This window comes from Pseudoduganella sp. R-31 (assembly GCF_049913235.1).
In the GTDB taxonomy this organism is placed as follows: domain Bacteria; phylum Pseudomonadota; class Gammaproteobacteria; order Burkholderiales; family Burkholderiaceae_D; genus Rugamonas.
Window position 1 is genome coordinate 4674128 of record NZ_CP183986.1, and the last position, 26831, is coordinate 4700958.

A 26831-nucleotide genomic window follows, 5' to 3' on the forward strand; every position below is an offset into this window, starting at 1 on the left:
ATCTATTGCGCGATTCTGACTCAAGGTATCTCAGGGCAGCTATGGCGAACCGCCAACAGTTTTCGGCCATGTGTAACCTGAAGCCAAGTTCACTGGGGGCGGACCGTATCCTGAGTCGGCGCGCGCCCGCGATTCATTAGCGCTAGTAGCTCTTCGGAATTGACCGGCTTAACGACGTGGTGGTCAAAACCAGCCGCCAGCGACGTGCGTTTATCTTCGGCCTGGCCGTAGCCTGACACCGCGATTAACTGCGCGTCGGCCACGGCAGGTGTTTGCCGCAGCCTGCTCGCCAATTCTCGGCCGTCCATATCAGGCAATCCTATGTCCAGCAAACAGACATTGGGCCCTTCATTTGTAGCGACCTGGAATGCCTCAGCGGCCGTATGCGCGAGCACGACGCGATGGCCGGCGGTTTCCAGCAACATGCCAAGCATCCTCGCCGCGTCCACATTATCATCGACGATCAAAACACGCAGACCGGCGGTCTCGCCGACTGCATGCTGACCATCGCCGCTGACCTCAAGGGCTTGCTCCACGTGCTGTTCGAGAATCGGCAGTTTCACGGTAAATCGACTGCCCTTACCTGGCCCCGCGCTCTCGGCACGAATCGTTCCACCGTGAGCGTGCAGCAGCCTGCGCACCAGCGCAAGCCCGACGCCTAGCCCGCCTTCCGACCGGTTAGAAGTCCGCGCTCCCTGGATAAAGAGTTCAAACACTCTTCCGACGAGCTCCGGCGCCATCCCAATGCCGTTATCCGTCACGACAAGCTCCACTTCACGGAGCACCACGGAGAGGCGAACAGCAATTCGCCCGCCCGGCGGCGTGTATTTCGCGGCGTTAGTCAGCAAGTTGGTAATGATCTGCACCAGCCGCTTTTGATCACCGCAAACCCAAACCTGCCTAGGCGTCGCAGTCGCGGAAAGAGAGTGCGACAGGCGCTCGAAAAGCGGCGTGACCTGCTCGATCGCTGCCGCCAACACGTCGTTCAGATCGACTGGCTCATGAACCATATTGATTTGCCCACGCGTAACGCGTGCGACATCAAGCAAATCGTCGAGCAGGATTGCAAGGTGAGCAGCTTGTCGTTCAACGACTGACGCCACCTCCCTGACGCGGACGGCATCCGAATCAGCACTCAGAAGGGTTCTTGCTGCCGCAGTGATCGGCGCCAGTGGATTGCGCAACTCATGCGCCAGCATCGCGAGAAACTCGTCTTTCGCGCGATTCATACTAGTCATCTCCGACAGCAAATCTTCGCGTTCGCGGTACGCCTGCTGAAGCAACATCCGCTCGGTGGCATCACGTGTAAAGCAACGCGTATAGCGTAGTTTGCCATCTACGAAATAGGCATTGGAATGGATCAGAACGTGCTTGGTCGCGCCACTTCTACAGAGCAGTTGAGCAGGTTGGTCGCAGATGGTTTCGCCGGCTTGGAGGCGCAATAGTATAGTCGCGATCAATTCCTGATCCACATGGAATTCGGCGATATGGTGGCCAACATATTCCTCCCACCGGTAGCCAAGCATGGCCAACTCAGCCTTATTGGCCCAAACGATCGTGCCATCACTTCCGACGCGGTGAAGGCCCTCGGCCGCATTATTGACGAAATCAGCCAGCTCCTGCTCGCGGTGCCGCAAGGTGTGCACAGCATCGAGGGCACGAGTCAGTTCGCTCTGCAGGATGCGATTGTCCTGTTCCAGCTCAAGCGTGCGAACATCGCCCGCTTCCTCCCGCCCATGCGCGTTCGAACGGGCATGATCATGGACCCTGCATACTTGCTGAAACTTAGTCAACAGCTCGCGCGACGTGAAGACACTCCAGGGATAGGCGCAAAAGAGCAGAAAGTCGAATCGCTTCTGCAATTCGTTCCACAGTTGTTCAAGTCGAATAGCTGCTTCATACAGTCCACGATCACATAGGATGGCGACCATTTCGCCAAAGGCATGGACCAAGCGTCCATTGTGACATGCATCGCGTACGATCGTACCGACACTCAGATTGAAAAGTTCGGGATCGGGCCAGTCATTCACCATGAATTGGTCGAGGACAAGTTCGGCCTCGAGTACAACTAGCTTGCCCATCGTCCAGGGTCCCTGGTTAGCGGAAGTTCCGAAACCAGCCAAGCTTCGGCGCAAGATGGCAATATGCTCCTTCGTCGCGATAACGATTGAGACGCCGCCGGAGCGTAATGGGACGTCCAGGAACTCCGCCACCTCTTCGAGCAATTGCTCGTCCTGATCATAAAACCGAACGACATGGCGTTCCTTGCGCTGCTCTTGTATGGGTGGATCAAGTTCCAACTTACCTCCTTCCAGCCCATGCGGCGCGTTAGTTTAGACACCGCCTCGAACTCTAAGCTTCTCAAACGACATCGGAGGCCAGTCTAGCACGGCACACCCTGCGTTCGATTGCCGCACGCGACTAAACAGCTAAATAGCGAACTGTAAGTGACAGATCGTTGCGGTATCGTACGCACCGCTGCTATTGAAGTTCGATAGTTGCCCGCGCCGGGGCATCACTAATAGCCGAAAACAACGCATCTGTGATACAGCCGCCAAGGCGCCCTCTTCATCGCGCGGCCCGAAGTTGAAATTCTTGAGCTTAGATCGTGTCCCGATATAGCTTTCAAAGGTGCCAATTTCATCGTCAGCTTGGCGATGGACGCGACATGTATCCGGTGTTCCGCAACAGCGAAAAGGCGCCTAGCAGCACCAATCCTGCGGCGAACAGGAAGGGATGTGCCGGCTCGGGCACCGCCGGCGGCAACTCGGGGCCAGATACCTGCATCACATTGACGATTGTGTCATCGGTGATCCGGTAATCGGGGACATTCGAACTACCAGCAGCTACAAACACGGAACGTGTAAGCCGGTAGTTAGTCATTGGGGAAAGGTCACAAACCGAGTCATCTGTTGCGCCTCCAGATAAAGAAACTGCGCCCACCTCACCACAGGAAACGATAAGCAGAGCCGCGATACACTTCGAAGTGAGCCTCATACGACCTCCTATCCTCACGAAATGAAAACACTACTCCAACTGCTAGTAACAACAATCGTCGGCTTTGCTTTGGGCTGTGCGCTCCTGCGTGATGACGACGAACTGATGCTGGTCGCCGGCGCGATGACCGCCTCAGCATTCTTTACTCTCTATCTGATTCTATTCGCCGCCCACTCCATCTTCAAACGCCGCCCACAAAGTGCTTCCTACGCCGACTACTGCGAGGAGTCGTTGCTTGGCTTCGACTCACGTGGCGAGTTAAAAATCGAAAGCAAATATCCGGTCTAAGCGATCTATTCGTCCTTCCCGAGTTTTGCTTTTGCCGCCTTTACCAACTCACGTAGCTTTCTCGCGACTACATCCGGACCGCTAGTTACCTGCCTGTTCGCATTCTCGAACAATGACTGTTCCGATCGCAACGGCTCGTTTGGCATCGAGTGAATGCCTTTCGCTTCAAACCGCTCAATGCGTTTGTCAAACTCAGCGCTTATACCGATCCCCTTTTGGGCAACATCATCTCGCACCTTCGGAACGTGACCTTGGTCGGTCGTCTCAGAAGGCGAACCGCCTGCAGCCTGGCGCGAACCGCTGTTACTCGTTCCGAATCTCGACTTGAATGCGTCAAAGTCCTTCTGTACGTTCCTTTCAATCTTGGGGTCTTGGGATATCGTCCGAAAACTGTCCTCAACATCCTGGAACGACCGGCGCGTGTCAAGGTAGTTGTCGCCTGAATCAAGCAGCAATTTGCTGAGTTTGAATCTCCTTCGCAGCGACGGAAACGACGAGATCCCGTTCGGGGTTCAACGTGACCGCGTCGCATGGCGTCCAGTTGCGGGTATGGCCCGACCAGCGAGCCGGGTGGCGAGCCTGGGCGGACAGATACAGGCGATGCCGCGCTGCCAGAATGGCAGTATCCAGTCCCGCATGTCGCTGCGCCGGACCAACATAGCGAATGCCACTATGCCGGTGGTCGAAGTTGTACCACTGCACAAAGCGGGCTGCCCAGTCTCGTGTGTCGGCCAGATCTGCGAAGCCACTGGAAGGGAATTCCGGACGGTACTTCGCGGTACGGAACAACGCTTCGGCGAAGGCGTTGTCGTCGCTCACACGTGGGCGCGAGTACGATGGCTTAATGCCCAGCCAATGCAGCATGGCCAGCACCGTGGTCGCCTTCAGCGTGGCGCCGTTATCGCCATGCAGCACCGGCTTGTTGTGGCGCATAGCGACACCCTCGACCAAAGCCGTGCGCCGCACCAGATGACTGGCGTGGTCGGCATCATCCTCGGCATGCACCTCCCAGCCGATGATCTTGCGGCTATAGAGATCCAAGATCAGGTAAAGGTAGAACCAGCGGCCCGCCACTACAGCCGGCAAGTAGGTCATGTCCCAGCACCACATCTGGCCGGGTGCAGTAGCGACATGGGTGGTCGGCGGCCGTTGTTGACGAGGTGCTTTGGCACGGCCGCGATGACGCACTTGGCCATGGGCACGCAAGATGCGGCTGAACGTCGATTCGCTGGCCAGATAGATGCCCTCATCGGCCAACATGGGAACAATGCGCGCCGGCGGCATGTCGGCAAAGCGTGGTTCATTCGCAGCTGCCAACACCGCCGCGCGCTCATCATCCGTCAGCGCATGCGATGGCATGGGGCGTACCGCCGTCGGGCGACGATCGCCGCTTACCAATCCACCGCTTGCCTGCCAGCGCTGCAGCGTGCGAGCGCTCAGCCCGACCGCCGCGCATGCCTCGCTCAAGCGGGCACCGGCTTGGCAAGCTTGTTGGATTTCCAGGGCCAGAGCCTGGCGATCTTCGAGGCCGATCATTCGTCCTCGGCCTTGTACTTGCTGAAGATCGCCTCGGCTTTTTTTGATAGCACCAGCAAGGCTGCAGTTTCGGCCAATGCCCTGTCCTTACGGCGCACCTCGCGCTCAAGCTCCTTGATGCGGCGCTTGTCCTGCTTGGCTTCCGCTGCGCTCAAACGTTTTTCTCCCGGCTGGCCCAGCGCATTGATCGCCTGCTCGCGCCATACCGCCAGCTCGTGCGGATATACGCCGTTGCTGCGGCACCAGGCACCCTTGCTGGCCTCGTCCATGGCAGATGTCGCCAGCACCGCTTCAAACCGCGCGGCGGGCGTCCATTCGCGGCGTTGCGCTGGATTCGCCAACGCCTCGCTGCGCCAGCGCTCCAAAGTCGATTCGCTCACGCCCACCGACAAGGCCGCATCCTTGATCGATGCACTTTCCGGTGGCAGCAATCGCGCCACCGCTTTGTCTTTGAATTCTTGTCCGTACCGTGCCACTTCTCACTCCTGTTATCGCCCCCATTTTCTCAGATCTATCGGAGCGACAACTATTTTGACACCGGGGGCTCATTTCCGAAACAGCTTCTCGAATAGCTGAATATTCTGGGGATCTTTAGCCAAGTCTTTACTTAACAACTCGCCGCGCTGATAAGCGTCCGATACTGGCTATCAACTACGGCCGCTCATGGCGCTTTCCTGTCGACGCATTACACCAATATCTGCATCAGGAGGCAAACGCGCATTTGAACTCCAGCGTGACCACCACTTCAAAATTGCCTGGCCCACGATTGCGGCGGAGCCTCCCTGACCTGACTCGTACGGTTAAGGTGGCGTAGTCCAGAGGCGCTCTGCAAGGTCGGATCCACGCAAGGAAACCTAGCGCATGAACACGCGTGGATCTTTGTGCCCCGTAATACGCATGACTTCCTCCGTACGAAATAACCAACTCCCCCGCCCGTCCTTCATCAGCACCCACCGGCAAGTAGCTTCGTGTCGCAGATCGTGCGCGGTCAAGTCATTGCACTCGGCGAACGCGAAGGCACGCCCCAGCGCGCGGCTTAACAGCGATGTCACGCGCGCCAATTCTTTGCTGTCTGCCCCATCAATCCACCAAGGGAAAATCGCCGCCTTGGCGCCGGCACCCTTGACTTCTTCGACGCGACGCTTCAGCAAGGCGTAAACATCAGGCAGCAGAGGGACATCACGCGCGGCACCAGTCTTGCTCCTGCGGATGTGCACGGTACGCATGTCCAGGCGTACATCCTGTACGCGCAAGGTGTACGCTTCGCGCAGACGCAAACCGGTGTTCACCAGTAAGAGGAAGAGGTCCATCAACGCAGCACCATCTGGCAGCTCAAGGGCGCGTTCGCGCCCCTCCCGCTTATCTCCGCGTAGCGCAGCGACAATACGCGCCTCTTCATCGGCCTCCAATCGCCGGTCGCGGCTCACGTCCTTCTTCGACGCGATGTTGTCGCGCGCTTCCAAGAGCAAGCCCTCATGCGCGTTATACGTCGAATAATTCTTCGGCAGCAGCCGCAATGGATTGGCAATGGGCTGTTCGCCGGCCTTGGCTTCTCGTTTTAAGAACCAGTCCAACAGGCGCGCAACAGCACCAACACGCTTACGGATCGTCCCAGGCGCCAGGTGATGCTCGAGTTTTAACGAACGCACCCAGTCTTCTGCCCACTCATATTTCAACACCCTGTCTGCCCGTTCGGCGCCGATTTGAAGCCGCAGCAAATCGAGAATGGCGCTATCCAACGCACTGACCGGAACCGCGGCCTGGTAATCTCGCATCAGTTTAGCCAACGTCTCGGAGCTGACGCGAACGCGCTGCGTCACCAAGTCGTGCGGCAAATGACCTTGCGCCAGCAACGCTTCCACCTGCTCGCCATAATTGCGCGCGTCCACTTCATTCGCAAAGGTTGAGTAGAAAATGCCTTTGGGCAGAGGCCGGTGCTTGATTCGCAGTTCGTACTTTTCGCCCCGTTTCCTGACCATCGCCATAGTTGCCTCCATGACATTGGGTGGCAAAGTGGCAGAAGACTGGCGTCGACGGCCAACTCGCGTAGACGGCCAACACAGGCCGTATCAGGGTGGTTTTGCCACCCAAATGAGGTGGCAGAGAACCATTATGAGGCATTTGGACGCAAAAAAGCCGGGAAGTTCCCGGCTGATTCGCAAGCTAAGTGCTTGATTTGTTTGGAGGCGAGGGCCGGAATCGAACCGGCGTACACGGCTTTGCAGGCCGCTGCATAACCACTTTGCTACCCCGCCGTAAGGCTGGAAGAAACAACCGGCGAGGCCTGGTTCTTTCTAAGAATTCTGGAGCGGGAAAAGAGTCTCGAACTCTCGACCTCAACCTTGGCAAGGTTGCGCTCTACCAACTGAGCTATTCCCGCATGGGTTTGAAAAACTTGGAGCGGGAGAAGAGTCTCGAACTCTCGACCTCAACCTTGGCAAGGTTGCGCTCTACCAACTGAGCTACTCCCGCATGGAGTTATTTCATTTTACTACTGCTGCTCCAGTGAACTGGAGCGGGAGAAGAGTCTCGAACTCTCGACCTCAACCTTGGCAAGGTTGCGCTCTACCAACTGAGCTACTCCCGCATTTCAGAGGAACCGCATTATCGCAGAAACATTCTCATATTTCCAGTGCGATTATTACTGCTTCGTTACCGCTTTGTTGCCGATGACTTTTTGGAGCGGGAGAAGAGTCTCGAACTCTCGACCTCAACCTTGGCAAGGTTGCGCTCTACCAACTGAGCTACTCCCGCTTCGCATCGCTGCGTCGTCATCAACAGCAGGCCAGCATTATAGATGATCCAATGACGCTGTCAAGGGGCAATATTGTTATTTACGATAAGTTGCCCGACCGTTCCTTGATCATGGGCCACGCCTTTTTCAGGTAATAGAACATGGACCATACGGTCAGCACGCTGGCCAGCCACAGCAGCAGGTCGCCCCAGAAGCGGGTATCGATCGCGCCCCACAGCACGTCGTAGTACAGCAGCATCGGGATGGCGCTCATTTGCGCCGCCGTCTTGATCTTGCCGATCGAACTGACCGCCACCGATTTGGAGGCGCCAATCTGCGCCATCCACTCGCGCAGCGCCGAAATCGTAATTTCGCGGCCAATGATGATGAACGCGACAATCGGGTGGCAGCGGCCGCCGTCCAGGTTAAGCAGCACCAGCAAGGCGCCCGCCACCATCAGCTTGTCGGCCACGGGGTCGAGGAAGGCGCCGAAGGCCGATGTCTGCTGCCAGCGGCGGGCCAGGAAGCCGTCGAACCAGTCGGTAACGGCGGCAACGATGAAAATCAGGGTGGCGGCCAGATTGCGTTCGTGCGGGCTAAGCCAGGTGACGGGGAGGTAGAACACGCCTACGACCAGGGGAATCAGCGCGACGCGCAACCAGGTCAGAAGGATCGGGATGTTGAAAGGCATATGCGGTGTATAGGAATTGTAATGACGCGCCGCTAGTGTATAACGACGGCGCGATCAAAGCCAATTTGACTGCGAAAACCGGTAAACCTGGGTACGACCCGGAGGGTCGGACCCTGTCTGCGCTGCGGTGAGGGGATGGGTCTAGGCCTTTGAATTTCTCAGAACGTCAAAGGCCCAGAACCAACCCCGCGACAGTCGATCAGACAGGGTTAGACCCATGCCGGATGGCCGTCCCGTCTGACCCTGGTTTACCGGTTTTCAGTGGAGCTGCCGGTAGATTTCTTCGGCCAGCGTGTCCGAGATACCCTCCACCGATTTCAAGTCCTCGATACTGGCGTTCATCACGCCTTTCAGCCCGCCAAAGCGGGACAGCAGCTTCTGGCGGCGCTTGGCGCCAATGCCTTCGATCTCCTCCAGGCGCGAGGTCTGGCGGGCCTTGGCTCGCTTGGCGCGCATGCCGGTGATGGCAAAACGGTGCGCTTCGTCGCGGATCATGGCCACCAGCATCAGGGCTGCGGACTCCTTGCCCAGTTCCTGCGGCTCGCGGCCATCGACGAAGACCAGTGTCTCCAGGCCGACGCGCCTGCCCTCGCCTTTCGCCACCCCGACGATCAGGCTGATGTCCAGTCCCAGCTCGACAAACACCTGGCGCGCCATTTCGACCTGCCCCTTGCCGCCGTCGATCAGCACCACGTCCGGCATGACGCCGTCGCCGCCCGCCACTTTTTCGTAGCGGCGCGTCAGCACCTGGCGCATGGCGGCGTAATCGTCGCCCGGCGTGATGTCGTTGATGTTGTAGCGGCGGTACTCGCCGTTCTGCATCTGGTGATGGTGGAACACCACGCAGGACGCTTGCGTCGCCTCGCCGGCCGTGTGCGAAATGTCGAAGCACTCCACGCGCAGGGTGTCGAGGTCTTCGTTTTCCAGCCCGAGCACTTCGGCCAGGGCGCGGGTGCGGGCCTGCTGCGAACCCTGCTCGGACAGCAGCCGGGCCAGCGATATCTCGGCGCCCTTCTGCGCCAGCTCCTGCCACTGGCGGCGCTGGCCTTGCGGCTGGAATACAAGGTGGATGCGGTGCCCGCACTGTTCCTGCAGCGCCAGGATCAGTTCCGGCTGGTCGAATTCGATATTCAGGATCAGGGTGCCGGGAATCGACTTCTCGGTGTAATGCTGCACCAGGAAAGCGGCCAGCACTTCCTGTTCGATCGGGCGTTCGGCCACGACCTCGGCATCCATCACGTGGGTCGGGAAGTATGCCCGGTCGCCCAGGTGGCGGCCGCCGCGCACCATCGCCAGGTTGACGCAGGCACGGCCGCCCTGCACCACCACGGCCAGGATATCCACGTCCTGGTCGCCGGTGGTTTCCATCGACTGCTGGTGCAACACCTTCGACAGCGACTGGATACGATTGCGCACCACGGCCGCCTGCTCGAATTTGAGATCGGTGGCGTAGGCGAGCATCTTCTGCTCCAGCTCCTCGAGCACTTCCGTCTGCCGGCCGCGCAGGAAGCGCGCGGCGTTGTTGACGTCATTGCGGTAATCCTCCACCGCGATCAAGCCCACGCAGGGTGCGCTGCAGCGCCCGATCTGGTGCAGCAGGCAGGGACGCGTACGGTTCATGTAAACGCTGTCCTCGCAGGTGCGCAACATGAAAACCTTTTGCAGGATCTGCATCGATTCCTTCACCGCCCACGAGGAAGGGAAAGGACCGAAATACTGGTGCTTGCGATCGACCGCGCCGCGGTAGTACACCATGCGCGGCACGTCGCCGCCGGTGATTTTCAGGTAGGGATAGCTCTTGTCGTCGCGGAACAGGATGTTGTAGCGCGGCTGCAAGGCCTTGATCAGGTTGTTTTCCAGGATCAGGGCCTCGGCTTCGCTGCGCGTCACCGTGGTTTCCAGGCGCGCGATACGCTCGACCATCAACGCTATGCGCGGGCTCGAAAGATTCTTCTGGAAATAGCTCGACACACGCTTTTTCAGGTCGCGCGCCTTGCCCACGTAGAGCACTTTGTCTTCGGCATCGAAGTAGCGGTACACGCCAGGCAGGTTTGGCAGCTTGGCAACGGTGGCCAGCACCTGTTCGCGCGGGTCTGGGGTTTCTTCAGTCATTCGCTCGTTCGACGATCGCATAGGCGACCGCGTAATCCTCTTCATCGCTCACGGAGATATGGGCGACCAGCGCATTCTGCAACATGAATTCGCCCAGCGCGCCGCTGCAGGCCATGTACGGCTTGCCTAAATCATCATTGAGCAGCTGCGCGGTATGCCAGGTCATCGGTGGGCGCAGGCCCAGGCCTAGGGCCTTCGAGAAAGCTTCCTTGGCTGCGAAGCGGGTCGCCGCATAGCGTACGCCGCGCAGCGGGCTGCGGGCGCAACGCTCCTGGTACACCGCGAATTCTTCAGGACCGAGGATCTTGCGCGCAAAGCGCTCGCCGCTGCGTTCCAGCGCGGCGGCAATGCGGGGAACTTTGCTGACGTCCGTCCCGATCCCGTAGATCATTTTGCGCCCAGGCGGGTCGACACCATGATGGCCTTCATTTCGCGCACGGCATTTTCCCAGCCGGCGAAGATCGAGTGCGCCACGATGGCGTGGCCGATATTCAGCTCCGCGATTTCCGGAATGGCGGCAATGGCCTGAACGTTGGTGTAATGCAGGCCATGGCCGGCATTGACCTTCAAGCCGTTCTGCACGCCCCAGCGCACGCCGTCCCTGACGCGCTGCAGTTCGTGCGCCTGCGCTTCGCCTTCAGCATCGGCATAGGCGCCGGTGTGCAGTTCGATCACCGGCGCGCCGACTGCGGCGGCAGCCTTGATCTGCTCTTCGTCGGCGTCGATGAACAGGGACACGCGAATGCCCTCCCCTTGCAGCTGTTTCACGGCAGCCTCCACTTCCTTGTGGAAGCGCACCACGTCCAGCCCGCCTTCGGTGGTGATTTCGGTGCGTTTTTCCGGCACCAGGCAGACGTCGGCCGGCTTGATGCGGCAGGCGAAGTCGATCATCTCCTGGGTCACGGCCGCTTCCAGGTTCATGCGCGTCACCAGTTGCGGCGCCAGCGCAATTACGTCGGCATCCTTGATGTGGCGGCGGTCTTCGCGCAGGTGCAGGGTAATGCAATCGGCGCCGGCCTGTTCGGCCAGCAGCGCCGCGCGGATCGGGTCCGGGTACACGGTGCCGCGCGCATTGCGCAGCGTGGCGACGTGGTCGATATTCACGCCAAGGTCGATGATGGTGCCGGATGGTGACAGGAAGCTCATGTTCTTTTCTTAGAGTTGCAGCAAATCGATCAATATCTGGCGCGTATTCAATGGCGCGCCGCCAAGGTGCCAGGACAACAGGTAGCGCATCAGCTGCTTGCTTTGCGCCTGCGTGGCCGGGTCGCTGTAATCTTCGCGCTCGATATCGAGCAGCGTCTTGCCTGCGACACGCGGGGCCGTGTCCTCATCGCGCTCCGGGCGCGGCCCGCGATCCGGGTCCACCACATAATGTACATCGGCCAGCACTTTCGTGCGCGAGGCGGTGCAGCGCGTCAGGTCGGCCGCCACGCCGGTCTCCTTCAGCAGCGCCATTTCGAACTTGCGCAGCACGATCGGCGCCGGTTCATTGTGGGCCAGCTGGTTCAGCGTGGAGACGTAATGGTCGAACAGCTTCGCATGCGCATCGTCGCGTGCGGTCAGCTTGACCAGCAGTTCATTCAGGTAGAAGCCGCACAGCAGCGCGGTCTTTTCAAGGGGCAGCATGCCGCCGACCCAGTCGGCATCGGTCAGCGTGCGCAATTCGTTCTTGCCGGTCCAGCCGGTGGTCAGGGGCTGGAAGGTTTGCAACACGCCGCGCAGCTGCGAATGCGGACGCTTGGCGCCCTTGGCGATCAATGCCACGCGCCCGTAGTCGCGCGTGAACAGCTCGACGATGAGCGAGGTTTCCTTGTACGGGTAGCTATGCAGCACAAAGGCCGGCTGTCCCGTCACGCGGGTGCCGACAGTGCGCTGCTGCCCTGGTGGGCGGCGCTTCTGCGCCGGCGGGGCTGGTACGGCCGCGCTCGTGTCCCGGCTGGGGTCAGACCCCAAATGGGACACGGGCTCGGCTGTCAGGACAGGCATTATTCGTAGCCGTATGCGCGCAGGCCAGCCTCGTTGTCGGCCCAGCCGGATTTCACTTTCACCCAGATCTCGAGGTAGACCGGGCCGCCAAACAGTTTTTCCATGTCCTGGCGGGCCTGGGTGCTGACTTCTTTCAGGCGCGCGCCCTTGTTACCGATGATCATGGATTTGTGGCTGTCGCGCTCGACCAGGATGGCGGCAAAGATGCGCCTCAAATTGCCTTCCTGCTCGAACTTCTCGATCAGCACCGTGCTGGTATAAGGCAGCTCGTCGCCCACAAAGCGGAACAGCTTCTCGCGCACGATTTCCGACGCCAGGAATTTCTCGCTGCGGTCGGTGATATCGTCCTCGCCGAAGATCGGCTCATTCTCCGGCAAGTGCTTCTTGATCTCGTTTTGCAGGCCATCCAGCTGGAAGCGCAGCTTGGCGCTCACCGGCACGATCGCCGTGAACTGGAATTTCTCGGCGATCTGCTGCGCGAATGGCATCAGTACCGCCTTGTCCTTTACGCGGTCCGACTTGTTGATCACCAGGATCACCGGCACATTCTTCGGCAGCAAGTCCATCACTTGCTGGTCGGCCTGGCCGAAGGTGCCCGCCTCCACGATGTACAGGATCAGGTCCGACGATTCCAGCGTATTCGTCACCGTCTTGTTCAGCGTCTTGTTCAGCGCATTCGAATGGCGGGTCTGGAAGCCGGGCGTATCGACGTAAATGAACTGCGCGTCGCTGACAGTCTGGATGCCGGTGATGCGGTGGCGCGTGGTCTGCGCCTTGCGCGAAGTGATGCTGACCTTGGCGCCGATCAGCGTATTCATGAGGGTCGACTTGCCAACGTTCGGGCGGCCGACAATGGCGATGTAACCGCAGCGGAAGCCGGCGGGAGTGGGTGCACTAGTCATGATGCAAACTCAATTCAGTTATTGTTTGGCGAGCTTCTTGTCCGCCGCCGTTTCGCCCTGGACCGTGGCGATGCCGGCCAGCTTGAGCTGGGCCGAGCGCTGGCGCGGCTTGCGGCCGGCCGATGGCGCTTTCTTCAGCGCTTCTTCGGCCACTTCCAGCGCCAGCTTGGCCGCAGCCTGCTCGCCGGCGCGGCGGCTGCCGCCCCGCCCGAACACCTGGATGCCCAGCTTGGGTACCAGGCACTCGATCTCGAACTCCTGGCTGTGCGCGGCGCCGTGGGTGGCGACCACGTTGTACAGCGGCAGCGAGATCTTCTTCGACTGCAGGAATTCCTGCAGCAGGGTCTTGGCATCCTTGCCCAGCGTCTGCGGGTCGACCGAATCGAGGATCGGGATGTAGAAGGCGCGGATCACCGCTGCGGCCTGGTCGAAACTGCCGTCCAGGTAGATGGCGCCCAGCAAGGCTTCCAGCGTATCGGCCAGGATCGACGGGCGCCGGAAACCGCCCGACTTCAGTTCGCCTTCGCCCAGGCGCAGGAACTGCGACAGTTCCAGCTTCTGGGCGATTTCGAACAGGGATTGCTGCTTGACCAGGTTGGCGCGCACGCGCGACAGGTCGCCCTCGTCGAGGGAGTTGAAACGTTCGTACAGGATGGAGGCGACTACGCAGTTCAGGATCGAGTCGCCGAGGAATTCCAGCCGTTCGTTATGCAAACTGCTGTGGCTACGGTGCGTCAGGGCCTGCTGGAGCAATCCAGCATCCTGGAACGTGTAGCCCAACCTGGTTTGCAATAACTGTAAATTCATCACTTATTATTCAACCTTCTTCTTTGCGCCAGCCTTTGCTGTCGTGCCCTCGTATTCCAGCAGGATGCTGGCCGGGCCAACCAGGGGAATCTTTTTCTCATACGCAAAGCTGATGTCGAAATCAGTGCCATTGCGCTCCAGCATCAAATCGTGGCCGGTAATCGACGTGATATAACCCGTTTCCGCACTCCTGGCGAAAGATCCCTGGATGGCCGAGACATTGTCGCCACCGTCCTTCTTGGCACGCTCGATCGCGTTCACGATGGCGCGGTACTCGATGTAGGTCGGCAGGATTTGCGCAGCAATCAGGCCGACGCCCGCAAGGATTGCAATACCAAAAATCAGGCCAATTAGGCTGATACCACGTTCATGCTGCTTGCGCATAAGTTCTACTCTCCTGTCTGCTTAGCGGATGCCGCCAAGACGATCGAAATTGAAATTACCCAGGTTCATCCAGACAAAGAAGGCTTTGCCCACGATATTTTTGTCCGGTACGAAACCCCAGATTCGGCTGTCGGCACTATTGTCCCGATTGTCGCCCATCATAAAGTAATTTCCTTCAGGAACTACACACGAAAACCCTTCGTAGTTGTAAGTGCAGGCCTCACGGTGCGGGAAATTGTCGTCCACCTGGCCGATCAGGACCGGTGGCGCCTTTTCGTTGTTCAGGATGCGGTGCTGTACGTTGCCGAGCTGTTCGGTAAATTGTTTCTGGTAAGTAAGAGTGCCTTCTTCCAGATAATCTTCCATCGGGGTATAGCCAACTGCCTGGCCATTCACCGTTAAGCGCTTGTTTTGATAAACAATTTTATCACCCGGCACACCAATCACCCGCTTGATGTAGTCCTGGCTCATATCCTTCGGATATTTGAACACCATCACATCGCCGCGCTGCGGATCGTTGACCTGCACCACCTTCCTGTTCAGGATAGGCAGGCGAATGCCATAGGTGTATTTGTTCACCAGGATCAGGTCGCCCACCAGAAGGGTCGGCACCATCGACGAGGATGGGATCTTGAACGGCTCCCACAGGAAAGAGCGCAGGAAGAACACCAGCGCGATCACCGGGAAGAAGCTGCCCGAATATTCGATCCAGGTCGGCTGGCGCAGGATGTCCGCTTCCAGCTTGGAGCGGGCATTGCCCTGCTCGTCCATGCGGATGCCGTTGGCAGCCGAGCGCGCCATGCGCTCGTCATATTCAACCAGCGCCTTGTTGGCGGCAGCGCGGCGCTGCCTGGAAAACACCACCAGGTCGAGGACCCAGATGATCCCCGTCACCACCATCAGGACGAACAGGATTAAAGCGAAATTGCCCAGGATGGATTGCAGTGTCATTTCTCTTCCACTTGAAGGATTGCCAGGAATGCCTCTTGCGGGATCTCCACGGAGCCCACTTGCTTCATGCGCTTCTTGCCTGCTTTCTGCTTCTCGAGCAGTTTCTTCTTACGGGTGATGTCGCCGCCGTAGCACTTGGCCAGCACGTTCTTGCGCATCGCCTTGACGTTTTCACGCGAGATGATGTTGGAGCCGATCGCTGCCTGGATCGCCACGTCGAACATCTGGCGCGGGATCAGTTCGCGCATCTTGGCCGCCACGGCGCGGCCGCGGTATGGCGCATTGGCGCGGTGCACGATGATGGCCAGCGCGTCGACCTTTTCGCTGTTGATCAGCATGTCGACCTTTACCACGTCGGCAGCACGGTTTTCCTTGAACTCGTAGTCCATCGACGCGTAGCCGCGCGAGGTGGACTTCAGCTTGTCGAAGAAGTCCAGCACGATTTCGGCCATCGGCATCTCGTACACCAGTTTCACTTGGCGGCCGTGGTAAGCCATGTCCATCTGGATGCCGCGCTTGGCGATGCACAGGGTGATCACGGAACCGACATACTCTTGCGGCATGTACAGGTTGACCGTCACGATCGGCTCGCGCACTTCGTTGATGTGGCTCGGGTCCGGCATGCGCGACGGGTTGTCGACGTGGATCACGGTGCCGTCGCGTTTCTCGACTTCATACACCACGGTCGGTGCGGTGGTGATCAGGTCCTGGTCGAATTCACGCTCCAGGCGCTCCTGCACGATTTCCATGTGCAGCAGGCCGAGGAAGCCGCAGCGGAAGCCGAAGCCCAGCGCCTGCGACACTTCAGGTTCGAACTGCAGCGCGGCATCGTTCAGTTTCAGCTTTTCCAGCGAGTCGCGCAGCGCATCGTACTGGTTGGCTTCCACCGGGAACAGGCCGGCGAACACCTGCGGCTGGACTTCCTTGAAGCCTGGCAGCGGGGCCGGAGCGCCGTTTTGTGCATGGGTGATGGTGTCGCCAACACGGGCGGCTTTCAGTTCCTTGATGCCGGCGATGACGAATCCCACCTGGCCTGCGGTCAGCTGGGACAGCGAGACGGAACGCGGCGAGAAGATACCGATGTCTTCCACCAGCTGCACCGAGTCGGTCGCCATCAGGCGGATCTTTTCTTTTGGACGCAGGGTGCCGTTCACCACGCGCACCAGCATCACCACGCCCACGTAGGCGTCGTACCAGGAGTCGATGATCAGGGCTTGCAGCGGCGCTTCCGGGTCGCCTTTTGGCGGCGGCACCTTGGCGATGATCGATTCCAGCACGTCTTCCACGCCCAGGCCGGTCTTGGCCGAGCATTGCACGGCGTCGCCGGCTTCAATGCCGATCACGTCTTCGATCTCGGCGATCGCGGTTGGCGGGTCGGCGTTCGGCAGGTCGATCTTGTTCAGTACCGGCACCACTTCCACGCCCAGGTCGAGCGCGGTGTAGCAGTTGGCCACGGTCTGCGCTTCCACGCCCTGCGACGCGTCCACCACCAGCAGCGCGCCTTCGCAGGCGGACAGGGAACGGCTCACTTCATAGGAGAAGTCGACGTGGCCCGGGGTGTCGATCAGGTTCAGGTTGTAGATTTCGCCGTTGCGCGCCTTGTACTTCAGGGCTGCGGTCTGGGCTTTGATGGTGATGCCGCGTTCACGTTCCAGGTCCATGGAGTCCAGGACCTGCGCTTCCATCTCGCGGTCGGACAGGCCGCCGCACAGCTGGATGATGCGATCCGCCAGCGTGGACTTGCCGTGGTCAATGTGGGCGATGATGGAAAAGTTGCGAATGTTGTTCATTAAAAATCGAAACGAGCTATAACAAAAAGGCGCTTGAGCGCCTTTTTATGGAATTCAATGCAAGGGTAACCCCCGGCATTTTACCGGATTTCAGAGGGGAAAGCCGGATTTCTAGAGGGAAGACTGTGAAATAGTGCCATTCCGGCAATCATTTCGACAACACGGCCCGTACTTTGGCCTCATCCAGGAAGTAATGGCACAGCTCTGGCTCAGCCAGATCGGCGAACAGCACCGGTACCAGCTCGTCGAAGCGCGCCACCAGGGCTTCGTCGGCATCAACGTCGATGACTTCGACAGTGAACGGCTTTTCCGGGGTTTGCAGGGCATTCAGGGCTGCCAGCATGTCTTCGCACAGGTGGCAGTAGGAACGGGAATAAAGGGTAAAGTGCGGAGTGGCGTGCATTCAGGGCTTGCGTGGGCTGGTCTGCGCCCCCTCGGGCGCGGGCTGCCATTGTAGCGCGCCGGGCGGGATGGTGATGATGATAGCCTGCGGCTGAACGGGCGCAGTCGCCACCGTTGCGACGGGTTCCTGTCTGGCGAACCGTCCCTGCGGCGGCACATAGTTCATGACGAACGTCATGACAGTAATCATGAGTGCTATCGATCCTAGCGTCGCGCCAACCGTCCATTTCACAACTGTCGCAACGGCACGCTCGAGGTCAGCTTTAGTTGCCATCTCCCTGTCGAGGCGCGCCAGGATGGCTTGAGAATCACGCTCCACGATGGTTACCCTTGTGCGAATAACTTCATCTTCGGCGTGCGCGTCGTAGTTGCCAAACTCATGCGGCATGGCGTCCTCCTGGCGCGCAGGGCGGAGAACCAAACGTAACGCCGCCGCGGGCTTGCCGCCTTGAGGGGCGACAAACGCGCGGCGGCGTCGGGTCGAGCGGTGCTTACTTGGAGGCGGGCGCCGGGCGCAGCGAGAAGTGCTGCGCCTGGTTGCCGCGGCGCACCAGCACGGCGGCGGCCCGCTTCGGATCGAGCTTGGCCACGGCAGCATTGAACTGCTTGGCGTCCACGATGTCCTGGTTGTTCAGCATCAGCAGGATATCGCCCTGGCGCAGGCCGGCAGCCTCGGCCGGACCGTCGGTATCCTCAACGATCACGCCTCCGGACACGCCCAGTTCACGCTTCTGCGCCGCAGTCAGGTCGCTGACTACGAAGCCCAGCGCATTGACCGCACTGGCTGGCGCCTCGTCCCTCTTCTCGCCCTTCTTGCCGCCCGAACGAGCAGCCACCTTGTTGTCCGGATCAGCCTCGCCCACCGTGACATGCACATCCACCGGAGCGCCCTTGCGCCACACGGTCAAAGTCGATTTGCTGCCTGGCGCAGTGCCCAGCACCATGCGGGTCAGGTCGGCAAAGCGGTCGATATCCTTGCCGTTGTACTTGATGACGACATCGCCCACGCGCAGGCCGCCCTTGTCGGCCGGGCTGCCCGGTTCGACCTGGGTCACCTCGGCGCCCTTGTTGTTCTTCAGGCCCAGCGACTCGGCGACGTCCTTGTTCAGCTCGCCAATCTGCACGCCCAGGCGACCGCGGGTCACCTTGCCGGATTTCTTCAATTGGTCGGCCACGCGCATCGCCTCGTCGATCGGGATCGCAAAGGAAATGCCGTTATAGCCACCGGACAGCGTCGCGATCTGCGAATTGATGCCGATTACTTCGCCCTTCAGGTTGATCAGCGGCCCACCCGAGTTGCCCGGGTTGACCGCCACGTCGCTCTGGATCAGCGGCAGCAGGTCGCCGGTATCGCGCGCCTTGGCCGAAATGATGCCGGAGGTGACAGTGTTCTCGAGATTGAATGGGGAACCGATCGCGATCACCCATTCGCCGACGCGGGACTTGTTCGGGTCGCCAATGGTCAGGTAGGGCAGCTTGCCGCCGCTATCGATCTTCAGCACGGCCACGTCGGCGCGCGCATCGGCGCCCAGCACCTTGGCCTTGAATTCCCGCTTGTCGGTCAGGGTGACGTACACCTCGTCGGCGCCATCGACTACGTGGGCATTGGTCAGCACATAGCCGTCAGCCGACACGACAAAGCCGGAGCCGATGCCGCGCTGGATCTCCTGGCCCGGGGTCGGCAGGTTACGGCGGCGCGGCGCCTGGCCGCGCGGCATTTGCCCGCCGAAGAAGCGGCGCAGGAATTCCTGCATTTCATCGGCCTGGCCAGCCGCGTCGACGTCGCGCTGGGTAATGCGTTCGGTAGTACGGATATTCACGACAGCCGGGCCGACTCGCTCAACGAGGTCGGCAAAGTCCGGCAAACCGGCCACGGCGGGAGCCGCCGCATAGGCGGGCGCGAAACCGGCAACGGCCGGCAGGCCGAGGGAGGCTGCACTGAGTACCAGCGCAGAAATCATGGTTTTTTTCATGGTTGCGTTCAGTGAAAGTCAATGAAGAACAAGCAATATAAATCAGCTTCGTGTTAAACGGGAGCCGGATATTGTGACGATATGTTGCGGGCAACCCCTCGCGGTTTCAAGAGGCCGCTTCGGCAGCTTCCGACCCTTGCCCCGCTCCCTCACCCTCGCCCGCCTGCTTGCTCTCGCCCGGCACGGCCTCCTGGCACGCCGGCTCGCCGGCCACCGCCTGCGTTCGCACCAGATGACTGTCGCGCTCCGCCTCGTCCAGCGCCGCCGCCAGCCGCGCCACGAAGCCTGCACTCGGCTCGATGTCGGCAACACTCAGGCGCAAGGCCTCCCCGATCACCGCATTGACCTGGGCGCCCACGGGCAGCTCATCCTCATCCGGCAGCAAAATCATTGCTCCTCCTCACCAACGCTTATCGACAGGCAAATCCAGTAAAGGCCGCAAGCGCCGTGCAATCGCTTCGCGGGCGCGAAAAATCCGGCTGCGCACGGTTCCCAGCGGACACTCCATGATTTGCGCAATTTCCTCATAACTCAAGCCCTCGATTTCCCTCAGCACGACGGCAGTTCGCAACTCCAGCGGCAAAGCCTCCATGGCCGCATCGATGGCCAGCATCACCTGCTTGCTGAGCAACATCGACTCCGGCGTCCCGATTTCCGGCACCGGCGCCGGAAGCTGGGACGGCGCCACGCCCTGCGGTGCGCTTCGCTGCCGCCGCCGCAGGATTGCATTGCGCGCCCCATTCAAGGCAATCCGGTACAGCCAGGTGTAGAACGCCGCCTCGCCCCGAAAGCGCGGCAAGGCGCGGTACGCCTTGAGGAAGGTCTCCTGCACCACATCCTCCGCCTCGGCCGGATCGCGCAGCAGCCGCAGGACCAGGCGCAGCAGGCGCCGCTGGTAGCGCGCCACCAGCTGGTCAAACGCGGCCCGCTCCCCTGCCCGGGCCCGCTCCACCAGCTCACGATCTGGGTCCACCTTCATAAGAGCAGTCCCGCGAAGATTGGTTCACATTTTTTGAAGCTGGGCCCGCACTGCCGCCTGCAGCCGGCGCCACTCGCCGCGCGCCACCGAATCCGGCAGCAAGGCCAGCCACAGGCGCAGCCCTCCTTCCAGCTCGAGGTGGAGCAGCAAGGCGGCCGGCCACGCGGTGCAACCATCGAGCAAGCGTGCCCGGCACTGCTTCCGGTATACCGTCAGCCGGATTTCTCCGACACCGGAAATATCAATGTGGCTGCAATTGACTTCGCGCCGCAGGCTTGCCAGGGCTGCCACCGCCAGCAAGGGCTGCCCGCCCCATGCCCCGACAGCCAGCACGGACGCAACAATCCCTGCCCGCAAAACGCGCAGGCATGGCGACGGACGAACAGCGACAGATGCCGCGATCGACATAGGAATAAATGAAGGGGGGTACAGCGGGAGCGCTCGCCCCGGTACTGAGACCGGGGCGAGGCTTGGAAGTTCCGTTTAGACTTTAGCGAACAGCAGGCTGCCGTTCGTTCCGCCGAAGCCGAAGGAGTTCTTCAGCGCATAGTTGATCGTGGCATCACGCGCGGTATTGGCGCAGAAGTCCAGATCGCATGCCGGATCCTGGTTGAACAGGTTGATGGTCGGTGGGATCACCTGGTTGTGGATTGCCAGTACGGTGAACACAGACTCCAGGCCGCCAGCGCCGCCCAGCAGGTGGCCGGTGGCCGACTTGGTGGAGCTGACAACCAGCTTCTTGGCGTGGTCGCCGAAGGTGCGCTTGACACCCTGGACTTCCGCCACGTCGCCCTGCGGCGTCGAGGTGCCGTGCGCGTTCACATAGTTCACCTGGTCAGGGTTGATGCCAGCGTTGCGCAGCGCGTTCTGCGCCGACTTGCTGCCACCAGCGCCATCTTCCAGCGGCGAGGTCATGTGATATGCATCGGCGCTCATGCCAAAGCCCAGCACTTCTGCATAGATCTTGGCGCCGCGCGCTTTCGCGTGTTCGTACTCTTCCAGGACCATGACGCCGGCGCCTTCGCCCAGCACGAAGCCGTCGCGGTCCATGTCCCATGGGCGGGACGCGGTGGCAGGATCATCGTTGCGTTGGGACAGCGCGCGAGCCGAAGCGAAACCGCCCAGGCCCAGCGGCGACACGGTCGATTCCGCGCCGCCGGCGATCATGACATCCGCATCGCCATATTCAATGGCACGGGCTGCCACGCCGATCGAATGCAGGCCGGTGGTGCAAGCCGTCACGATGGACAGGTTGGGACCGCGCATGCCGTACTTGATCGACAGGTTGCCGGAAATCATATTGATGATCGAGGCCGGCACGAAGAATGGGGAGATACGGCGCGGACCGCGCTTGTCGTAGTCTTCCTTCTGCGCTTCAATCATCGGCAGGCCGCCGATGCCGGATCCAATGATCACGCCGATGCGATCGGCATTTTCTTCGGTGACGGTGATGCCGGAATCCTGGATTGCCTGGATGCCAGCGGCCATGCCGAAGTGGATGAATTTATCCATGTGACGCGCTTCTTTGGCGTCGAGGTAGTCCTCGACGTTGAAGCCCTTCACTTCACCCGCGAAACGGGTGGAGAAGGCCGACGCGTCAAAACTAGTAATGTTTGCGATCCCGGACTTGCTCTCGGTGATTGCTTTCCACGCGTCGGCAACGCTGTTGCCGACGGGGGAAATAACACCGAGGCCGGTGACCACTACACGACGGTTTTTAGAACTCAAGCGAGTCTCCCGGAGTGGATCGGAGAGTCAGGGCTTTGATTAGGCCTTGACGTGTGCAGTTGCGTAGTCGATCGCTTGCTGCACGGTGGTGATCTTTTCAGCTTGTTCGTCTGGGATTTCCATTTCGAACTCGTCTTCCAGTGCCATTACCAGCTCAACGGTGTCGAGGGAATCGGCGCCCAGGTCGTCGACGAAAGAGGATTCGTTCTTGATGTCTGCTTCAGCGACGCCCAGTTGTTCAGCGACGATTTTCTTAACGCGTTGTTCGATATCCGACATGTTATGGCTCCAATATGTTGTTACGGAAAGCGCGCATTTTAGCAGGTTTGCGCGCCTATAAACTAATTTCGACGTTTGATTTGATCTACGTTGAAATCACTATTAAATGATGCGATCGTGCGGCATTATGCCGCATAACCGTATCAATTCATATACATACCACCGTTCACGTGGAGGGTGGTACCGGTAATATATGCGGCCGCTGGCGAGGCCAGGAAAGCGACGGCTGCCGCGATATCTTCCGGCTTGCCCAGGCGGCCCAGTGGAATCTGGGTGAGCAGGGCCGTATGCTGGTCTTCGCCCAGCGCCTTGGTCATATCGGTATCGATAAAGCCGGGGGCGACGCTGTTGACGGTAATGTTGCGGCTGCCGATTTCACGGGCCAGGGCGCGGGTCATGCCCTCGACGCCAGCCTTGGCGGCAGCGTAGTTCATCTGGCCAGGGTTGCCGGCCGATGCCACCACGGAGGTGATGTTAATGATACGCCCAGCCTTCGCTTTCATCATGCCGCGCAGGACAGCGCGCGACAGGCGGCCCACCGAAGTCAGGTTGGTGGCGATCACGTTGTCCCACTCCTCGTCCTTCATGCGCATGGCCAACTGGTCTTGCGTGATGCCCGCGTTGTTGACCAGGATGCCGACGGCGCCGTAGGTTTTCGAGATATCGTCGATGACGGCAGCGCACTGCTCGGCATTGGTGACGTTCAGCACCATGCCCTTGCCTGCTTCGGCGCCGATGTCGGCCAGGTAGGCCGAGATCGCTTCTGCGCCGGCCCCGGTGGTGGCGGTGCCGATCACCTTGGCGCCCTGGCGGGCCAGTTCTTGCGCGATTGCCTTGCCGATGCCGCGCGAGGCGCCGGTCACCAGTGCTACTTGATTAGCTAGAGTCATTGTCATCCTTGTTTATTTCAGGGTTTCCAGCATGCGCTCGAGGGTTGCCTGGTCGTAGATGGCCTCGCCAACCAGGACCGGATCGATACGCTTGGCCAGGCCCATCAGGACCTTGCCCGGACCGCATTCAACCACATTCGTGATGCCGTCCGCAGCAACTTTCTGCATGGTTTCCACCCAGCGCACCGGGGAAGCGGCCTGGCGCACCAGCGCGTCCTTGATCGAAGCCGGGTCGTTCAGCACGGCCACATCCACATTGTTGATCAGCGGGATTTGCGGCGCGTTGAAATGGATCGAAGCCATGTACTCGCGCAGGCGATCCGAAGCCGGCTTGAGCAGCGAGCTGTGGAACGGCGCGGAAACCGGCAGGCGCATGGCGCGCTTGGCGCCTTTCGCCTTGGCGATTTCACAGGCCTTGTCGACCGCGGCAGCGTGACCGGCGACCACGACTTGCGCTGGCGCATTGTAGTTAACCGCTTCCACCACTTCACCAGGAACGGCAGCCGCCGCTTCGGCGCAGGCTGCACGCACGTCTTCATCGGAAAGGCCCAGCATCACAGCCATGGTACCCTGCCCGACTGGCACGGCTTCCTGCATCGCTTGGGCGCGGAAGCGCACCAGCGGCACCGCATCCTTGAAGGAAATCACGCCTGCAGCAACCAGGGCCGAGTACTCGCCCAGCGAGTGGCCGGCAACCACGGTTGGCACCGGGCCGCCAGCGGCGATCCAGGCGCGGTAGGCTGCCACGGCAGCGGTCAGCATGACCGGCTGGGTATTGGTGGTCAGGTCGAGTTCTTCTTTCGGGCCTTCAGCAATCAGCTTGGCCAGGTCGAACTGCAATGCGTCGGAAGCTTCGGCAAGGGTCTGTGCGACCACTGGATTGCCGGCAAAACCTTCCATCATGCCCACGGCCTGGGAACCCTGGCCCGGGAATACGAACGCGAATTTATTCATCTTTCAACCTTTAGACTTCTTATTCTAAAAAGGACTGCATTTTATTACATTCGGGCCAGTACGGCACCCCACGTAAAGCCACCGCCTACACCTTCCATCATCACCACATCGCCCTTCTTGATGCGGCCATCGCGCACTGCGACGTCCAGCGCCAGCGGGATCGAAGCTGCGGAAGTATTGCCATGCTGGTCGACGGTCACCACCATCTTTTCCGGCTCCATGCCCAGCTTCCTGGCGGTGCCGTTCATGATGCGGATATTGGCCTGGTGCGGGATCAGCCAGTCAATCTGGCCGGAAGTCATGCCTGCCGCGTCCAGTGCCTCGTAGGCCACCTTCTCCAGCACCGACACCGCCAGCTTGAACACCGCCTGGCCATCCATGTACAGGAAAGCGCTGCCGTCGATCGCGCCGTTGGACAGGCTGCCCGGCACGCGCAGCACATCGGAATGGCGGCCGTCAGCATGCAGCTTGCACGCCAGGATGCCAGGCTCTTGCGACGCGCTCATGACAATGGCGCCAGCGCCATCGCCAAACAGCACGCAGGTGGTGCGATCTTCGAAATTCAGGATGCGAGAGAACACTTCCGCACCGATCACGAGCACATTCTTGTGCATGCCGGACTTGATGAAGCTGTCCGCCGTCGCCACCGCGTAAACGAAGCCGCTGCAGACGGCCTGCACGTCCACTGCCGCGCAGTTGTTGGTCATGCCCAGCTTCTTCTGCACGATGCAGGCCGTGCTCGGGAAGCTGCCGTAAAAGTCCGGCGTGGAACTGGCAACGATGATCAGGTCGATATCGTCCGGCTGCATGCCGGCCATTTCCAATGCCCGCTTGGCCGCGATCACACCCAGGTCGGACGAAGCCTGCTCAGGCTCCGCATAGTGGCGGGCGGAAATGCCGCTGCGCGACACAATCCACTCGTCCGAAGTCTCGATGCCCTTGGCAGCCAGCTGGGCTGCCAGTTCATGGTTGGTGACGCGTTTCTCAGGCAGGTAGCTGCCCGTGCCTACGATCTTGCTGTACAGGGTCATGCGTGTCTCTCGTTTGTGGTGTCGTCTCTTCCTGCGGCATCAGTTCGGCAATCATGGCCGACAGATGCTCTTGCAAATCATGATGCGCCGCCTCGTAAGCGCGGCGGATTGCCCATTCAAAGGCTTCCACGCCCGCCCCACCATGGCTCTTGAATACCAGGCCGCGCAGGCCCAGCAGGCCGGCGCCGTTAAAGCGGGCAGGATTCAGGCGTTGGGTGATCATGCGCAGCGCACCGCGCGCGATCAGCGCACCCAACATGGTGATCGGGTTACGCTTGAATTCTTCGGTCAGCACCACCTTGAACAAGCTGGCCAGGCCTTCGATGGCCTTCAGCGTCACATTGCCGACAAAACCGTCGCAAACGACGATGTCGGTGGTACCTTTGAAAATATCGTTCCCTTCCACGTTGCCGTAGAAGTTCAGGGCGCCGCGCTCGTGGTCGGCGCGCAGCAAGGCAGCGGTGGCTTTCACCACTTCATTGCCCTTGATGTCTTCCGTGCCCACGTTCAACAAGCCGATGGTCGGGCGTTCGATGCCCTCCATGGCCTGCACCAGCACATAACCCATGATAGCGAATTGGTGCAGGTGGTGCGGTTCGCAATCCACGTTGGCGCCCAGGTCCAGCATATAGGTTGGCTTGCCCAGCTTGTTGGGCATGATGGTGCAGATGGCCGGACGGTCGACGCCGGCCATGGTCTTCAGCACGTAGCGCGAGACAGCCATCAGGGCGCCGGTATTGCCAGCCGAAACACAGCCGGCAACGGCGCCGCTCTTGACCTGCTCAATGGCCACGCGCATCGACGAATCCTTCTTGCGGCGCAAAGCGACCTCGAGCGGGTCATCCATGGTGACCTGTTCGGAAGCGTGAAGGACGGTGAGGCGCGGCTCGGCCTCGGCGTGGTGCTTTTTCAGTTCAGCGCGAAGGACGTCTTCCAGGCCAACAAGGACCAGCTCGGCATTCGGTTCGTGCTTGAGGAAAGAGAGTGCTGCGGGGATCGTAACTGAGGGGCCGTGATCGCCACCCATGCAGTCGATAGAGATTTTAATTGTCATTGTATAACTCAAAGAAAAAGCGGCGCGACGTCAGAAAATCCTGCGTAGCACCGCTTTGTCTTGTCGCTGAAGCGAAACGTCGATTACTCGTCGTTCTTGGTCTTCAGCACTTTGCGACCACGATAGAAGCCGTTAGGCGAAATGTGGTGACGCAGGTGGGTTTCACCGGTGGTTGGCTCAACGGCCAGGTTCGGTGCTACCAGAAAATCGTGCGAACGGTGCATGCCGCGCTTCGACGGGGATTTCTTGTTCTGTTGAACAGCCATGATGACTCCTAATACTAAAGTTCTAAGATTTTAACACATCCGATGCGCAAAAACATGCGAATCGAGCTTTTACATCCATGCCAAACTCGATTAC

28 protein-coding genes and 5 tRNA genes are annotated in these 26831 nt (G+C 60.1%); 1 reads left to right on the plus strand and 32 read right to left on the minus strand.

The window, feature by feature from the left end; genetic code table 11:
- Positions 1–89: 89 nt before the first annotated feature.
- Both ACN9MY_RS20985 and ACN9MY_RS20990 read right to left on the minus strand, forming a co-directional pair.
- Positions 90–2300, minus strand: coding sequence for an ATP-binding protein (locus ACN9MY_RS20985; RefSeq protein WP_426162460.1), 2211 nt, complete (start codon positions 2298–2300; stop codon positions 90–92).
- A 346-nt stretch (positions 2301–2646) separates the two neighbouring features.
- Entirely contained in the window at positions 2647–2997 is a 351-nt protein-coding gene (locus ACN9MY_RS20990) for a PEP-CTERM sorting domain-containing protein (RefSeq protein WP_426162461.1), read from the minus strand.
- Between the two features lie 21 nt (positions 2998–3018).
- Between ACN9MY_RS20990 and ACN9MY_RS20995 the strand changes: the two genes are divergently transcribed.
- Entirely contained in the window at positions 3019–3285 is a 267-nt protein-coding gene (locus ACN9MY_RS20995; protein ID WP_426162462.1) for a hypothetical protein, read from the plus strand.
- 444 nt (positions 3286–3729) lie between these two features.
- Here the strand turns inward: ACN9MY_RS20995 and ACN9MY_RS21000 are convergent.
- The 30 genes from ACN9MY_RS21000 to rpmF all read right to left on the minus strand — a co-directional run bounded on the left by ACN9MY_RS21000 (position 3730) and on the right by rpmF (position 26737).
- Positions 3730–5297, minus strand: a protein-coding gene (locus ACN9MY_RS21000; RefSeq protein WP_426336086.1) for an IS3 family transposase whose coding sequence is annotated in 2 segments (ribosomal slippage) — positions 3730–4859 and positions 4859–5297 — 1569 coding nt in all. Because the reading frame shifts where the segments join, the coding sequence is not laid out codon by codon here.
- 378 nt (positions 5298–5675) lie between these two features.
- Positions 5676–6806: a site-specific integrase gene (locus ACN9MY_RS21005; protein WP_426336087.1), complete on the minus strand. Its 1131-nt coding sequence runs from the start codon at positions 6804–6806 to the stop codon at positions 5676–5678.
- Between the two features lie 196 nt (positions 6807–7002).
- Positions 7003–7076: transfer RNA gene (locus ACN9MY_RS21010), tRNA-Cys, on the minus strand.
- Between the two features lie 49 nt (positions 7077–7125).
- Positions 7126–7201: transfer RNA gene (locus ACN9MY_RS21015), tRNA-Gly, on the minus strand.
- A gap of 16 nt (positions 7202–7217) precedes the next feature.
- Positions 7218–7293: transfer RNA gene (locus tag ACN9MY_RS21020), tRNA-Gly, on the minus strand.
- 39 nt (positions 7294–7332) lie between these two features.
- Positions 7333–7408, minus strand: a tRNA-Gly gene (locus ACN9MY_RS21025).
- 91 nt (positions 7409–7499) lie between these two features.
- A tRNA-Gly gene (locus ACN9MY_RS21030) sits at positions 7500–7575 on the minus strand.
- Between the two features lie 80 nt (positions 7576–7655).
- The gene (gene pgsA / locus ACN9MY_RS21035; RefSeq protein ID WP_426336088.1) at positions 7656–8246 is read right to left on the minus strand and encodes a CDP-diacylglycerol--glycerol-3-phosphate 3-phosphatidyltransferase; all 591 of its coding nucleotides are present in this window, start codon (positions 8244–8246) and stop codon (positions 7656–7658) included.
- 258 nt (positions 8247–8504) lie between these two features.
- Entirely contained in the window at positions 8505–10358 is a 1854-nt protein-coding gene (gene uvrC, locus ACN9MY_RS21040) for an excinuclease ABC subunit UvrC (RefSeq protein WP_426162465.1), read from the minus strand.
- Positions 10351–10749: a holo-ACP synthase gene (gene acpS, locus ACN9MY_RS21045; protein ID WP_426336089.1), complete on the minus strand. Its 399-nt coding sequence runs from the start codon at positions 10747–10749 to the stop codon at positions 10351–10353. Before acpS ends, uvrC begins: the two co-directional genes overlap by 8 nt.
- Entirely contained in the window at positions 10746–11504 is a 759-nt protein-coding gene (pdxJ, locus tag ACN9MY_RS21050; protein ID WP_426336090.1) for a pyridoxine 5'-phosphate synthase, read from the minus strand. Before pdxJ ends, acpS begins: the two co-directional genes overlap by 4 nt.
- A gap of 9 nt (positions 11505–11513) precedes the next feature.
- Positions 11514–12347, minus strand: coding sequence for a DNA repair protein RecO (gene recO, locus ACN9MY_RS21055; protein ID WP_426162468.1), 834 nt, complete (start codon positions 12345–12347; stop codon positions 11514–11516).
- The gene (era, locus tag ACN9MY_RS21060) at positions 12347–13249 is read right to left on the minus strand and encodes a GTPase Era (protein ID WP_426162469.1); all 903 of its coding nucleotides are present in this window, start codon (positions 13247–13249) and stop codon (positions 12347–12349) included. The genes recO and era overlap by 1 nt, the downstream gene beginning before the upstream one ends.
- An 18-nt stretch (positions 13250–13267) precedes the next feature.
- Positions 13268–14056 (minus strand): ribonuclease III, encoded by a 789-nt coding sequence (rnc, locus tag ACN9MY_RS21065; protein WP_426162470.1) that lies wholly within the window; start codon positions 14054–14056, stop codon positions 13268–13270.
- Between the two features lie 6 nt (positions 14057–14062).
- Positions 14063–14440 (minus strand): DUF4845 domain-containing protein, encoded by a 378-nt coding sequence (locus ACN9MY_RS21070; protein WP_426162471.1) that lies wholly within the window; start codon positions 14438–14440, stop codon positions 14063–14065.
- Between the two features lie 21 nt (positions 14441–14461).
- Positions 14462–15391 carry a signal peptidase I gene (gene lepB, locus ACN9MY_RS21075; protein WP_426162472.1) on the minus strand — a complete coding sequence of 310 codons (930 nt, stop codon included), beginning with the start codon at positions 15389–15391 and terminating at the stop codon, positions 14462–14464.
- Positions 15388–17181 (minus strand): translation elongation factor 4, encoded by a 1794-nt coding sequence (gene lepA / locus ACN9MY_RS21080; protein WP_426162473.1) that lies wholly within the window; start codon positions 17179–17181, stop codon positions 15388–15390. The genes lepB and lepA overlap by 4 nt, the downstream gene beginning before the upstream one ends.
- A gap of 148 nt (positions 17182–17329) precedes the next feature.
- The gene (locus ACN9MY_RS21085) at positions 17330–17584 is read right to left on the minus strand and encodes a glutaredoxin family protein (RefSeq protein ID WP_426162474.1); all 255 of its coding nucleotides are present in this window, start codon (positions 17582–17584) and stop codon (positions 17330–17332) included.
- Positions 17585–17971 (minus strand): hypothetical protein, encoded by a 387-nt coding sequence (locus tag ACN9MY_RS21090; RefSeq protein WP_426336091.1) that lies wholly within the window; start codon positions 17969–17971, stop codon positions 17585–17587.
- Between the two features lie 103 nt (positions 17972–18074).
- Positions 18075–19556: a DegQ family serine endoprotease gene (locus ACN9MY_RS21095; protein ID WP_426318523.1), complete on the minus strand. Its 1482-nt coding sequence runs from the start codon at positions 19554–19556 to the stop codon at positions 18075–18077.
- Between the two features lie 106 nt (positions 19557–19662).
- Entirely contained in the window at positions 19663–19947 is a 285-nt protein-coding gene (locus ACN9MY_RS21100) for a hypothetical protein (RefSeq protein ID WP_426318524.1), read from the minus strand.
- Between the two features lie 9 nt (positions 19948–19956).
- A complete protein-coding gene (locus ACN9MY_RS21105; protein ID WP_426162478.1) occupies positions 19957–20535 on the minus strand; it encodes a sigma-70 family RNA polymerase sigma factor in 579 nt (192 codons plus the stop codon).
- A 24-nt stretch (positions 20536–20559) separates the two neighbouring features.
- Entirely contained in the window at positions 20560–20943 is a 384-nt protein-coding gene (locus ACN9MY_RS21110; protein WP_426336092.1) for a protein YgfX, read from the minus strand.
- Between the two features lie 75 nt (positions 20944–21018).
- The gene (fabF, locus tag ACN9MY_RS21115) at positions 21019–22263 is read right to left on the minus strand and encodes a beta-ketoacyl-ACP synthase II (RefSeq protein WP_426162480.1); all 1245 of its coding nucleotides are present in this window, start codon (positions 22261–22263) and stop codon (positions 21019–21021) included.
- A 39-nt stretch (positions 22264–22302) separates the two neighbouring features.
- A complete protein-coding gene (gene acpP / locus ACN9MY_RS21120; RefSeq protein ID WP_028104092.1) occupies positions 22303–22542 on the minus strand; it encodes an acyl carrier protein in 240 nt (79 codons plus the stop codon).
- A gap of 143 nt (positions 22543–22685) precedes the next feature.
- Positions 22686–23438 (minus strand): 3-oxoacyl-ACP reductase FabG, encoded by a 753-nt coding sequence (gene fabG / locus ACN9MY_RS21125; protein WP_426336093.1) that lies wholly within the window; start codon positions 23436–23438, stop codon positions 22686–22688.
- A gap of 6 nt (positions 23439–23444) precedes the next feature.
- Positions 23445–24386, minus strand: a complete 942-nt coding sequence (gene fabD, locus ACN9MY_RS21130) for an ACP S-malonyltransferase (RefSeq protein WP_426318527.1) — start codon at positions 24384–24386, stop codon at positions 23445–23447.
- A gap of 44 nt (positions 24387–24430) precedes the next feature.
- Positions 24431–25417: a beta-ketoacyl-ACP synthase III gene (locus ACN9MY_RS21135; protein ID WP_426162483.1), complete on the minus strand. Its 987-nt coding sequence runs from the start codon at positions 25415–25417 to the stop codon at positions 24431–24433.
- Entirely contained in the window at positions 25371–26471 is a 1101-nt protein-coding gene (gene plsX / locus ACN9MY_RS21140; RefSeq protein ID WP_426318528.1) for a phosphate acyltransferase PlsX, read from the minus strand. The genes ACN9MY_RS21135 and plsX overlap by 47 nt, the downstream gene beginning before the upstream one ends.
- An 83-nt stretch (positions 26472–26554) precedes the next feature.
- Positions 26555–26737, minus strand: a complete 183-nt coding sequence (rpmF, locus tag ACN9MY_RS21145; protein ID WP_028104096.1) for a 50S ribosomal protein L32 — start codon at positions 26735–26737, stop codon at positions 26555–26557.
- Positions 26738–26831: the final 94 nt, after the last annotated feature.

Excerpts from the sequence above, each read along its gene's own strand:
- ACN9MY_RS20990 (WP_426162461.1), bottom strand. The coding sequence starts at position 2,997 with ATGAGGCTCACTTCGAAGTGTATCGCGGCTCTGCTTATCGTTTCCTGT.
- ACN9MY_RS20995 (WP_426162462.1), top strand. The coding sequence starts at position 3,019 with ATGAAAACACTACTCCAACTGCTAGTAACAACAATCGTCGGCTTTGCT.
- ACN9MY_RS21005 (WP_426336087.1), bottom strand. The coding sequence starts at position 6,806 with ATGGCGATGGTCAGGAAACGGGGCGAAAAGTACGAACTGCGAATCAAG.
- pgsA (WP_426336088.1), bottom strand. The coding sequence starts at position 8,246 with ATGCCTTTCAACATCCCGATCCTTCTGACCTGGTTGCGCGTCGCGCTG.
- uvrC (WP_426162465.1), bottom strand. The coding sequence starts at position 10,358 with ATGACTGAAGAAACCCCAGACCCGCGCGAACAGGTGCTGGCCACCGTT.
- acpS (WP_426336089.1), bottom strand. The coding sequence starts at position 10,749 with ATGATCTACGGGATCGGGACGGACGTCAGCAAAGTTCCCCGCATTGCC.
- pdxJ (WP_426336090.1), bottom strand. The coding sequence starts at position 11,504 with ATGAGCTTCCTGTCACCATCCGGCACCATCATCGACCTTGGCGTGAAT.
- recO (WP_426162468.1), bottom strand. The coding sequence starts at position 12,347 with ATGCCTGTCCTGACAGCCGAGCCCGTGTCCCATTTGGGGTCTGACCCC.
- era (WP_426162469.1), bottom strand. The coding sequence starts at position 13,249 with ATGACTAGTGCACCCACTCCCGCCGGCTTCCGCTGCGGTTACATCGCC.
- rnc (WP_426162470.1), bottom strand. The coding sequence starts at position 14,056 with ATGAATTTACAGTTATTGCAAACCAGGTTGGGCTACACGTTCCAGGAT.
- ACN9MY_RS21070 (WP_426162471.1), bottom strand. The coding sequence starts at position 14,440 with ATGCGCAAGCAGCATGAACGTGGTATCAGCCTAATTGGCCTGATTTTT.
- lepB (WP_426162472.1), bottom strand. The coding sequence starts at position 15,391 with ATGACACTGCAATCCATCCTGGGCAATTTCGCTTTAATCCTGTTCGTC.
- lepA (WP_426162473.1), bottom strand. The coding sequence starts at position 17,181 with ATGAACAACATTCGCAACTTTTCCATCATCGCCCACATTGACCACGGC.
- ACN9MY_RS21085 (WP_426162474.1), bottom strand. The coding sequence starts at position 17,584 with ATGCACGCCACTCCGCACTTTACCCTTTATTCCCGTTCCTACTGCCAC.
- ACN9MY_RS21090 (WP_426336091.1), bottom strand. The coding sequence starts at position 17,971 with ATGCCGCATGAGTTTGGCAACTACGACGCGCACGCCGAAGATGAAGTT.
- ACN9MY_RS21095 (WP_426318523.1), bottom strand. The coding sequence starts at position 19,556 with ATGAAAAAAACCATGATTTCTGCGCTGGTACTCAGTGCAGCCTCCCTC.
- ACN9MY_RS21100 (WP_426318524.1), bottom strand. The coding sequence starts at position 19,947 with ATGATTTTGCTGCCGGATGAGGATGAGCTGCCCGTGGGCGCCCAGGTC.
- ACN9MY_RS21105 (WP_426162478.1), bottom strand. The coding sequence starts at position 20,535 with ATGAAGGTGGACCCAGATCGTGAGCTGGTGGAGCGGGCCCGGGCAGGG.
- ACN9MY_RS21110 (WP_426336092.1), bottom strand. The coding sequence starts at position 20,943 with ATGTCGATCGCGGCATCTGTCGCTGTTCGTCCGTCGCCATGCCTGCGC.
- acpP (WP_028104092.1), bottom strand. The coding sequence starts at position 22,542 with ATGTCGGATATCGAACAACGCGTTAAGAAAATCGTCGCTGAACAACTG.
- fabG (WP_426336093.1), bottom strand. The coding sequence starts at position 23,438 with ATGACAATGACTCTAGCTAATCAAGTAGCACTGGTGACCGGCGCCTCG.
- fabD (WP_426318527.1), bottom strand. The coding sequence starts at position 24,386 with ATGAATAAATTCGCGTTCGTATTCCCGGGCCAGGGTTCCCAGGCCGTG.
- ACN9MY_RS21135 (WP_426162483.1), bottom strand. The coding sequence starts at position 25,417 with ATGACCCTGTACAGCAAGATCGTAGGCACGGGCAGCTACCTGCCTGAG.
- plsX (WP_426318528.1), bottom strand. The coding sequence starts at position 26,471 with ATGACAATTAAAATCTCTATCGACTGCATGGGTGGCGATCACGGCCCC.
- rpmF (WP_028104096.1), bottom strand. The coding sequence starts at position 26,737 with ATGGCTGTTCAACAGAACAAGAAATCCCCGTCGAAGCGCGGCATGCAC.